We start from the raw sequence: 10,476 nt of genomic DNA, 5'->3' as shown, positions 1-10,476 counted from the left end.
CTGACTAATAATTATTTTATATATTTTAGCTGTCTACTTGACGCGGTACGGATCATTATTCCAAGGTTTTTTTATCATGATTGACATGGACACACAGGTTCTTTATCATAAAAGTTGTGTGAATAATTCTAAAAAAAGGCGATAGTAATCATGAATACAATAATTATGATTCCCGTCGCAACTGCCATTGTTTCACTTTTGGTGGGTACAGGAATTGGTTATGCAATGCGTAAGCACTCTTGGGAACAAAAAGCTCAGAATGCTCAAAATGATGCAGACCATATTTTGGCTGATGCTAAAGCACAGGTAGCTGCTGCTGAAGCAGAAGTCAACGCACAAAAGCAAGCAGCTGAAGCTGTTAAGCAAAGTGCTGAGAATACTAAGAAAGAAAAGATTCTTGAAGCTCAAGAACAAATCCGTGATTTTAGGCAAAAAACCGAAGATGAGTTAAATGTCAAAAAGGACAACTTAGCTCGGGAAAAGAACCGTTTACAACAACGTGAAGATACCTTAGATCATAAGACTTCTTTGTTAGATGAAAGAGAAACTGGACTCACGCAAAAAGAAGATCAATTAAAGCAGCAAGATGCTGACTTAAAGGCCAAATTAACTGAGGCTGATGAATTAGTTGAAACCAGACGGCAAAAGCTCTACGAAGTAGCTAAATTAGACAAAGAACAAGCTAAAAAGATTGTTCTTGATCAATTATCTGATGAATTAGTTAAAGAACGAGCTGAAATGATCAGAACTAGCAACGAAGAAATTAAAGCAAAAGCTGATCGTTATGCCAATCAAATCATTGTTGACGCTATTCAAAGTAGCGCAGCAGATACTGTGGCTGAAACTACTGTATCTGTCGTTGATTTGCCAAATGAAGAAATGAAGGGACGAATTATTGGTCGTGAAGGTCGAAATATTCGTTCATTCGAGGCTTTAACTGGAATCGATTTAATTATCGATGATACGCCAAAGGTTGTCACATTAAGTGGTTTTGATCCTATTAGACGTGAAATTGCTAAAAGAGCAATGGAGCGCTTAATTAAGGACGGCCGAATTCACCCAGCTCGAATTGAAGAGATGGTTGATAAAGCCAGAAAAGAAGTTAATGATGACATTTATGAAGCGGGTGAAAGTGCCTTAATGGAATTAGGAATTCATCGAATGAATCCTGAATTAGTTAAGACTCTTGGCCGCTTGAAGTACCGTACTTCATATGGACAAAACGTTTTGTCACACTCAATTGAAGTTGGTAAGTTAGCAGGTACTATGGCTGCGGAACTTGGTCTAGATGAAAAACTAGCGGTTCGCGCGGGATTATTACACGATATTGGTAAGGCCATCGATCATGATATTGAAGGTTCCCACGTAGAAATTGGGGTTGAATTAACTAGAAAGTATCATGAACCCGATGTTGTAGTTAACGCGATTGCTGCTCACCACGGTGATGTTCCTAAGACGTCGTTTATTGCTGAACTTGTAGTTGCAGCAGATACGATTTCTTCGGCTCGTCCAGGTGCAAGAAGCGAGAGTTTGGAAAACTATATCAGACGTTTGACTGAACTAGAAAAAATTGCTAAAAGCTATCAAGGCGTTAAGCAAGCTTATGCTATTCAAGCAGGGCGTGAAGTTCGAGTTATGGTTGAACCTGATGAAATTTCAGATGATCGAACAGTAATTTTGGCACGTGATATCCGTAATCAAGTAGAAAAAGAACTGGATTATCCAGGAAATATTAAGATTACCGTTATCCGTGAAAAACGTGTTGTAGCAATTGCTAAATAAAGAAAAAGGTTTGGAATGTAAAATTTCCAAACCTTTTTTCGTTATTTGTACAAAAGCTTGTCTACTTGTATAATTAGGACAAGTAAATAAGGAAAGTAGCCATATATGTTTAAAATTATTGTTGAATTATTCTTATTAGTAATTATTTCAGCGGCCATTACACCTTTTATTAGACGTCTTGCCTTTGTATTAGGTGCCGTTGATAATCCTAATGCTCGTCGTGTTAATAAGAAACCAATGCCAACTATCGGGGGACTAGGCATTTTCGTTACTTTTAACATCGGCGCTTTTGTACTTTTGAGAGAGCAGTTCCCTACTCATGAAATTTTTTCAATTTTATTAGCTTCCAGCGTAATCGTATTGACAGGGTTAATTGATGACATTTTGGAATTAAAACCCAGACAAAAAATGTTTGGTATTTTTATTGCCTCACTGATTATTTATTTCTTGGCAGGCATCAGAATGAATGTATTAAAGCTGCCTTTCATTTCGCATGAAATAAATTTAGGCTGGTGGAGTTTTCCAATTACCATCTTTTGGATCTTGGCTTTAACTAATGCTGTTAACTTGATTGATGGATTAGATGGTTTAGCAGATGGGGTTTCAATGATTTCTTTAACTACAATGGGAATTGTTGGATATTTCTTTTTACATACGCATCAGCTTTATGTGCCAATTGCCTGCTTTATGCTAGCTGCTTGTTTATTGGGCTTTTTGCCTTATAATTTCCATCCAGCTAAGATTTTCTTAGGCGATACTGGTGCACTTTATATCGGTTTTATGATTGCCGTTTTATCACTGAAAGGCTTAAAGAACGTAACTTTCATCTCACTTTTGGTTCCGATCATTATTTTGGGTGTACCAATTACCGATACGGTTTATGCGATGATTAGACGTAAGCTTAATAAAAAGCCAATTTCAGAAGCCGACAAGCACCACTTGCATCACCAATTAATGCGTATGGGATTAACTCATAGACAGACTGTATTAACTATTTATGCATTGTCATTAGTTTTCTCATTTATTTCATTGTTGTTCTTGCTTTCACCAGCATGGGGAACTTGGCTTTTGATTATTGGATTATTGATTGCACTTGAATATTTTGTGGAATCGATTGGCTTACTTGGAGAAAAATATCATCCATTGATGCACGTAATTCAAAAAATTATTAATCAAAAGAGCAAGGTTGATCCTACTGTTGAAGTTTGGCACTTGGGAGAAGAAAAGCCTGACCAACTTAAAAGTAAGAAAGATCAAAATAAAAAGGTTTAGCGTTAAGCTAAGCCTTTTTTATTGCTCATGAAAATTATTGCTTTTTACAGGAATTTCATTGTAACGTTTTTGACCATTAGTAAATTTGATTTGACCAGATAACAAGTTGGTTAAATCATTTTTTGTTTTTTCTTGATCATCGTCATCTAAGAAAATATGAATTGTTACATCTACGCCGTATTCGGTATTTGCAATGAAGATATCGTTGGTCTTTAGATAATGGTCTACTTCATCAAAGCGATTATATGGAACGCTAAAAATTAATTCTTGCTGCAATACTCGCTTAATTACGCCTATCTTTTCTACGGCGTTAGTTACACTATTAGAATATGCACGAATTAAGCCGCCAGCTCCTAGTTTGATGCCGCCAAAATATCTGGTAACTACTACAGTAACGTTTTTCAAATTCATTAATTGCAACGCTTTTAATTCTGGAACTCCTGCTGTACCAGATGGCTCGCCATTATCGCTTTCTTTAACTTGATCGTCGTTTAAGCCGATTGTATAAGCGAAAGTGTTGTGTGTTGCATCCCTATATTTTTTGGAGATTTCCTGGATAAAAGCGTTTGCTTCTTCAGTAGAATTCGTTCTAGCCATGCTAGCAATAAATTTACTTTTTTTAATGACTAATTCACTGCTGCCATTTTCTTTAATAGTTAAAAAATTTTCTTTCTCTGACAAAAAAATCGCCTCTTTTTGCGTAATAAATAATAGAGGGGTGAAAACAATGGAAGATTCAACTCTATTATTAGGTCGTCAATGGGTTGTTAGTCAAAAGGATTCTAGCATACTTACGCATTGTAGCAAAGTTCCTGCAATTGAAAATAAGAGATGCAATCGTTGTGGGACCATAGTTGAGTATCAATTACCCAATGGTAAATTTTATTGTCGCGGTTGTATTGGGATTGGCCGCATTATTGAAGGTGATTTTTTAGTAAGGCAGACTGAAAAATATGTTTATCCTGTCAAAAAGGATGGTGGTATGACGTGGGTTGGAAAACTGACACCGCTTCAGCAGAAGATTTCTGATGAATTAGTTAATAACTTTAAGCAGAAAAAGCACAGTCTGGTTCATGCGGTAACGGGAGCTGGTAAAACCGAAATGCTTTTTCAATTAATTGCAGAATGTATGAGCAGTGGCAAAAGGGCATGTATTGCTACACCCAGAATCGATGTGGTTAATGAACTTTTTCCACGTTTCCAAGCAGCTTTTTCAGAAATTGAGATTGGCAAATACCATGGAAGAGAATTTAAAGAGCCTGGGATTGAACAGTTAACAATCTGTACTACGCACCAATTAATGAAATTTTATGAGGCATTTGATTTATTAGTAATTGATGAGGTGGACTCATTTCCGTATGTGGGGAATTCGCAATTACACTTTGCAGCTAAGGCTGCCATAAAGAAAGACGGAGTCAGAGTTTATTTAAGTGCAACGCCAACTGATGATTTACTTGAAGAGGCAAAGCAAGGGAAAATCCAAATTTTAAAATTGAATCGGCGCTTTCACGGAGGGCTTTTGCCAGTCCCAACTGAGAAATTATTCATTAAACCATTTTTAAATAAGAAAAAGCAGATTCATCCTAAATTACTAAATGAGATTAAAAAAGTGATTAAAAGTGGACATCCGTTGCTAGTGTTTGTGCCAAGAATTGAAGAAATTCCTGTGTATCAACAGATTTTGCAAAAGAAATTGGAAGACGAACAAATAAAAATTGCGGGTGTTCATGCTCAGGATCCTAAGCGACTAGAAAAAGTTCAAGCTTTTCGCAAGCGACAGATAGACTTACTTTTAACGACAACTATTTTAGAGCGTGGGGTAACTTTTAAGCATGTCTGGGTGATTATTATTGCGGCTGATGATCCAATTTATACGACGTCTAGTTTGGTTCAAATTGCAGGACGAGTAGGACGAGCAAAAGATGATCCAAAAGGGTTAGTGCTATATTGCTATCACCGTTATACGAAAAATATTCGCAATAGCATTAAGCAGATTAAGGAAATGAACAAATGAGAAAGTGTCTAATGTGTGAGCAAGTTTTTACTCCGGCTATTTATTTTGCTGAAATTTTTTCATTAAAGAAATATCGTGAAAAGAAGATTTGCCAGCATTGTCAAAAGCAGTTTTTACGTTTGACTGGTAAGCAATGCGCTATTTGTTCAAAAATGTTGGATACAGGAATTATTTGCAGCGATTGTGAAAGGTGGAAGAGAATTTATCAAGGGGATGTTTTAGTGAACCATTCACTTTATCGATATGATTCAACTTTTCATGATTTGATGGTCTCTTATAAACGTCGCGGTGATTATGCAATGCGCGAGATTTTGCAGGAATTATGCTATGAATATTTATCAAAAAATAAATATGATTTTTATGTACCAGTTCCAACATCACCAGAGCACCGAGAGAGACGTCAATTTGATACAATTTCGGCTATTTATGGCGATATTTTGCCGCTTACACCGATTTTAATTAAGAAAGAAGGTAGTCATGCACAAGGAGAGAAAAATAAAGAAGAGAGGCTAAAAACGCCGCAAGGCTTTTTAGTTGATAAAACTATCAACATAAGAGAAAATGTACAAACAGGGAAAATATTAATTTTGGATGATATTTATACTACGGGGCGCACGCTTTATCATGCACGGGATTGTTTAAAAGAAGCCTTTCATGGGATGCAAATTGAAAGCTTTTCAATTTGTCACTAGATTTGTTATGAAACGCTTTCATTTTTTGGTATAATAAAAGTGTAAAGAAAAAACCGCTTTGCGGTGAAAGGAGAATCTTATATGTTAAAGTACAATGTTCGTGGAGAAAATATCGAAGTAACTGACGCTTTAAGAAGCTATGTTGAAAAACGTTTAAACAAGTTGGAAAAATACTTTGAACTTAACCAAGATGTGATTGCACACGTAAACTTAAGAGTATACCGTGATCACTCAGCTAAGGTCGAAGTTACTATTCCATTACCATACTTGGTTTTGAGAGCTGAAGAAACCACGGATGATATGTATCGTAGCATTGACTTCGTTTCAGAGAAACTCGAACGTCAAATTAGAAAATACAAGACTCGTGTTAACAGAAAGAGTCGTGAAAAAGGTTTACAAGATTTCTTCGTGGAACAACCACAAGAAGAAGAAAAGAAGCCTAGTGAATTCGATATCGTTCGTAACAAGCGCGTAAGTTTAAAGCCAATGGATCCAGAAGAAGCAATTTTGCAAATGGATATGTTGGAACACGACTTCTTCGTATTTGAAGATGCTGAAACTAACGGCACTAGCGTTGTTTACCGTAGAAACGATGGTCGTTACGGCTTAATTGAAACTAACGAATAATCGATATAAACTCGTTCATAAAAAACCTCGCGTTTGTTCAAGCGTGGGGTTTTTTATTTAGAATATTTTCATTTTGCAGACAATCATGTTAAAATTAGTCTGTATTTTTAGACTTTACGACATATAAGGACCGATTTAATGGTAAATATTTTAAAGAAACTATACAACGACGATAAAAGAGAACTTAAGAAATTTGAAAAAATTGCAGCTAAGGTAGAAGCTCATGCTGATGAAATGAGTAAACTATCTGATGAACAATTACAAGCAAAGACGCCAGAGTTTCGTGACCGTCTTAAGAAGGGTGAAAGCCTAGACGATCTTTTGCCAGAAGCTTTTGCTGTTGCTCGTGAAGGTGCTAAGCGTGTCTTAGGACTTTACCCATTCCACGTACAAATCTTGGGTGGTATTGCTCTTCACTACGGTAACATCGCTGAAATGATGACTGGTGAAGGTAAGACTTTGACAGCAACCATGCCTGTATATTTGAATGCACTTGAAGGCAAAGGTGTACACGTTGTTACTGTTAACGAATACCTTTCAAGTCGTGACGAAGAAGAAATGGGTCAACTTTACAAGTGGCTTGGCTTAACTGTAGGTTTGAACTTGAACTCAATGTCACCAGATGAAAAGCGTGAGGCTTACAACTGTGACGTTACTTATTCAACTAACTCAGAACTTGGCTTTGACTATTTGCGTGACAACATGGTTGTTTACAAGGAACAAATGGTACAACGTCCATTGAACTACGCAATCATCGACGAAGTTGACTCAATTTTGATTGATGAAGCTAGAACTCCTTTGATTATTTCTGGTGAAGCTGAACAAGCAAACAGTGACTACATTCGTGCTGACCGCTTTGTAAAGACTTTGACTGAAGACAAGAGCGATGATGACGCTGACGATGATGAAGATCACGGCGATTATAAGATCGACTGGCCAACTAAGACCATTTCTCTTACTAGAACTGGTATTGAAAAGGCTTGTCAACACTTCGGCTTAAAGAACTTGTACGATGTTGAAAACCAAAAGTTGGTTCACCACATTGATCAAGCTCTTCGTGCCAACTACATTATGCTTAAGGATATTGACTACGTTGTCCAAGATGGCGAAGTCTTAATCGTTGACTCATTTACTGGTCGTGTAATGGAAGGCCGTCGTTACTCAGATGGGTTGCACCAAGCTATCGAAGCTAAGGAAGGCGTTAAGATTCAAGAAGAATCAAGAACGCAAGCTACGATTACTTACCAGAACTTCTTCAGAATGTACAAGAAGTTGTCAGGTATGACTGGTACTGCTAAGACTGAAGAAGAAGAATTCCGTGAAATCTACAACATGCAGGTAATCACAATTCCAACTAACCGTCCAATTGCCAGAAAAGATATGCCTGATATTTTGTACCCAACTTTGGATTCAAAATTCCATGCTGTAGTTGAAGAGATTAAAAAGCGCCACGCTAAGGGACAACCTGTTTTGGTTGGTACTGTAGCTATTGAAAGTTCAGAAAGACTTAGTCATTTGCTTGATGAAGCAAATATTCCTCATGCCGTTTTGAACGCTAAAAACCACGCAAAAGAAGCTCAAATCATCATGAACGCTGGTCAACGTGGTGCCGTAACTATCGCCACTAACATGGCTGGTCGTGGTACTGATATTAAATTGGGGCCTGGTGTTAAGGAACTTGGCGGGTTAGCTGTTATTGGTACTGAACGTCACGAATCACGTCGTATTGATAACCAGCTTCGTGGTCGTTCTGGTCGTCAAGGTGACCCAGGTTACACTAGATTCTACTTATCACTTGAAGACGATTTGATGAAACGATTCGGTGGAGACCGTGTTAAGGACTTCTTGGACCGTTTGTCAGATAACGATGATGATAAGGTAATTGAAAGTCGTTTGATTACTCGTCAAGTTGAATCTGCACAAAAGCGTGTAGAAGGTAACAACTACGATACTCGTAAGCAAACTTTGCAATACGATGATGTTATGCGTATTCAACGTGAAATCATCTACGGCGAAAGAATGCAAGTTATTGAAGCCGATAAGTCATTAAAGAATGTTTTAATTCCAATGATTCACCGGACAATCAACAGCCAAGTCGATATGTTTACGCAAGGTGATCGTAAAGACTGGCGTCTTGACTCATTACGCGATTTCATTTCTTCAAGTTTAACTTCTGAACAAGTTACTGATTCAATTGATTTCAAGACTATCAGTGTAGATGACTTAAAGAAGAAACTCTACGACATTGTTGAAAAGAACTTTGAAGATAAGGAAAAGGCTTTGGGCGATCCAAGTCAAATGCTTGAATTTGAAAAAGTTGTTATCTTACGTGTTGTAGATGACCGCTGGACTGATCATATCGATGCAATGGATCAATTACGTCAATCAATTGGTCTTCGTGGTTATGGTCAACTTAACCCATTGGTTGAATATCAAGATTCTGGTTACAGAATGTTTGAAGAAATGATTTCAAATATTGAATTTGATGTAACTCGTTTGTTCATGAAGGCTGAAATTAGACAAAATCTTAGTCGTTAATAAAGAAAAAGGGGAGTTAACAGCTTCCCTTTTTTTGTAATAGAAAAAGGAAAAATATGGAAATTAGTGAAATTCAAAGTGTGTTAGATGAGCTTAAAAAGCGTCTAAATCACTTTAGGGGGTCTCTTTGACCTCGATGCGATTGATGAAAGCATTGAAATAAATGAAGCTAAAATGGCACAACCTGATTTTTGGAACAATCAGGAAAAAGCACAAAAATTAATTAGTGAAAATAATGTATTAAAAGAAAAGCGTGATTCATTTTTAAAACTGCAAAAAGGATACGAAAATGAAACAACGGCGCTTGAATTGCTTCGTGAAGAACCAGATCCAGATCTGCAAAAAGAAACAGAAGAAAATTTAACTACACTGCAAGATGAATTCCATAATTATGAACTAGATTTACTATTATCAGGTAAATATGATAGTCATAATGCATTGATTGAAATTCACCCAGGTGCTGGTGGTACAGAAGCAATGGACTGGGGGCAAATGCTCCTTAGAATGTATCAACGCTACTGCGATAGTGCTGGTTTTAAATTTGAGATTAATGACTATGAACCAGGTGAAGAAGCTGGCTTAAAGAGCGTAAGCGCTAGAATTGTAGGCAAAAATGCTTATGGAATGCTTAAGTCTGAAAATGGTGTCCATCGTTTAGTTAGAATCTCACCTTTTGATGCTGCTAAAAGACGACACACTTCTTTTGCTTCTGTTGAAGTAATTCCAGAAATTGATGATAGTATTAAAATTGATATCGATCCTAAAGATTTACGAATCGATGTCTATCGTTCAAGCGGTGCCGGTGGTCAGCATATTAACAAGACTTCTAGTGCTGTTAGAATTACTCACCTGCCTACCGGTATTGTAACTACATCACAGGCTCAAAGATCACAATTGCAAAACCGTGAGACTGCCATGAATGAATTGAGAGCCAAGCTTTTTCACTTAGAAGAAGAGAAAAAGCGTAAGCAAAAGCAAGCTTTAAAAGGCGATCAAAAAGAAATTGGTTGGGGTTCACAAATTAGATCCTATGTTTTCCATCCTTATAATCTTGTAAAAGATTTGCGAACAGGATATGAAACTTCTGATGCAAATGGTGTAATGGATGGTAAATTGCAACCGTTTATTTATTCATATTTGCAATGGTTGCTTAGTCAGGAAAATCCAGAATAGGTGAAAAAATGAGTTTTTTAGGAATTGTAACGCTTGTTTTAGTAGCATTAATTATTTTGAGTTTATTATTTGTATTGTTTAAAGCATTTATTTTGCTTTTGCCAGTAGCCTTAATTGCTATTGGAATTATCTGGCTGATCTTTTGGATTTCAGGTAAAAGGAATAAAAATAAAGTACCAGCCAGTGGAGCCTACTTTGATTGGTTTAAAACTAGTGAAACTACGCAAAAAACTACAAGAAAACGGGCTCGAAATGTAACCGTTAAAGATATTGATGATGACAAATAGTTAGGAGGAAGTTAACTGTTGACCAAAACGTAGATAAATATAGAAGAATATGGAAACTGGAACTATTTAGAAAGATAAACATGGAGAATAG

General features: G+C 36.8%; 9 protein-coding genes. 8 read left to right on the top strand and 1 reads right to left on the bottom strand.

The window, feature by feature from the left end; translation table 11 throughout:
- Window positions 1-150 precede the first annotated feature (150 nt).
- Window positions 151-1,782: a ribonuclease Y gene (gene rny / locus RDN22_RS10080; RefSeq protein WP_308557945.1), complete on the top strand. Its 1,632-nt coding sequence runs from the start codon at window positions 151-153 to the stop codon at window positions 1,780-1,782.
- Window positions 1,783-1,887: 105 nt separating this feature from the next.
- On the top strand, window positions 1,888-3,054 hold the full coding sequence (locus tag RDN22_RS10075; RefSeq protein WP_308557943.1) for an MraY family glycosyltransferase: 1,167 nt from the start codon (window positions 1,888-1,890) through the stop codon (window positions 3,052-3,054).
- Between the two features lie 18 nt (window positions 3,055-3,072).
- Here RDN22_RS10075 and RDN22_RS10070 read toward each other — a convergent pair whose 3' ends face one another.
- Window positions 3,073-3,735, bottom strand: a complete 663-nt coding sequence (locus RDN22_RS10070) for a YigZ family protein (RefSeq protein ID WP_308557941.1) — start codon at window positions 3,733-3,735, stop codon at window positions 3,073-3,075.
- A gap of 46 nt (window positions 3,736-3,781) precedes the next feature.
- On the opposite strand from RDN22_RS10070, the gene RDN22_RS10065 reads away from it, so the two are divergent.
- The 6 genes from RDN22_RS10065 to RDN22_RS10040 all read left to right on the top strand — a co-directional run bounded on the left by RDN22_RS10065 (window position 3,782) and on the right by RDN22_RS10040 (window position 10,385).
- Window positions 3,782-5,068, top strand: a complete 1,287-nt coding sequence (locus RDN22_RS10065) for a helicase-related protein (protein ID WP_308557939.1) — start codon at window positions 3,782-3,784, stop codon at window positions 5,066-5,068.
- A complete protein-coding gene (locus tag RDN22_RS10060) occupies window positions 5,065-5,760 on the top strand; it encodes a ComF family protein (protein WP_308557937.1) in 696 nt (231 codons plus the stop codon). Before RDN22_RS10065 ends, RDN22_RS10060 begins: the two co-directional genes overlap by 4 nt.
- 81 nt (window positions 5,761-5,841) lie before the next feature.
- Window positions 5,842-6,387, top strand: coding sequence for a ribosome hibernation-promoting factor, HPF/YfiA family (gene hpf / locus RDN22_RS10055; protein ID WP_308557935.1), 546 nt, complete (start codon window positions 5,842-5,844; stop codon window positions 6,385-6,387).
- A gap of 138 nt (window positions 6,388-6,525) precedes the next feature.
- A complete protein-coding gene (gene secA, locus RDN22_RS10050; RefSeq protein ID WP_308557933.1) occupies window positions 6,526-8,925 on the top strand; it encodes a preprotein translocase subunit SecA in 2,400 nt (799 codons plus the stop codon).
- Between the two features lie 56 nt (window positions 8,926-8,981).
- Window positions 8,982-10,098 (top strand): peptide chain release factor 2 gene (gene prfB, locus RDN22_RS10045; RefSeq protein ID WP_308557931.1). Its coding sequence is split into 2 segments (ribosomal slippage): window positions 8,982-9,053 and window positions 9,055-10,098, totalling 1,116 coding nucleotides; the frame shifts between segments, so codons are not numbered across the junction.
- Window positions 10,099-10,106: 8 nt separating this feature from the next.
- A complete protein-coding gene (locus RDN22_RS10040; protein WP_308557929.1) occupies window positions 10,107-10,385 on the top strand; it encodes a hypothetical protein in 279 nt (92 codons plus the stop codon).
- Window positions 10,386-10,476 lie beyond the last annotated feature (91 nt).

The sequence above is a fragment of the uncultured Lactobacillus sp. genome (genome assembly GCF_902491705.1).
Lineage (GTDB): Bacteria > Bacillota > Bacilli > Lactobacillales > Lactobacillaceae > Lactobacillus.
Note: the sequence above shows the minus strand (reverse complement) of the source record. Positions and strands in the feature narration are given on the sequence as shown.

What these genes read in the sequence shown, in the direction of transcription:
- rny (WP_308557945.1), top strand. Translation starts at nt 151, where the DNA reads ATGAATACAATAATTATGATTCCCGTCGCAACTGCCATTGTTTCACTT.
- RDN22_RS10075 (WP_308557943.1), top strand. Translation starts at nt 1,888, where the DNA reads ATGTTTAAAATTATTGTTGAATTATTCTTATTAGTAATTATTTCAGCG.
- RDN22_RS10065 (WP_308557939.1), top strand. Translation starts at nt 3,782, where the DNA reads ATGGAAGATTCAACTCTATTATTAGGTCGTCAATGGGTTGTTAGTCAA.
- RDN22_RS10060 (WP_308557937.1), top strand. Translation starts at nt 5,065, where the DNA reads ATGAGAAAGTGTCTAATGTGTGAGCAAGTTTTTACTCCGGCTATTTAT.
- hpf (WP_308557935.1), top strand. Translation starts at nt 5,842, where the DNA reads ATGTTAAAGTACAATGTTCGTGGAGAAAATATCGAAGTAACTGACGCT.
- secA (WP_308557933.1), top strand. Translation starts at nt 6,526, where the DNA reads ATGGTAAATATTTTAAAGAAACTATACAACGACGATAAAAGAGAACTT.
- RDN22_RS10040 (WP_308557929.1), top strand. Translation starts at nt 10,107, where the DNA reads ATGAGTTTTTTAGGAATTGTAACGCTTGTTTTAGTAGCATTAATTATT.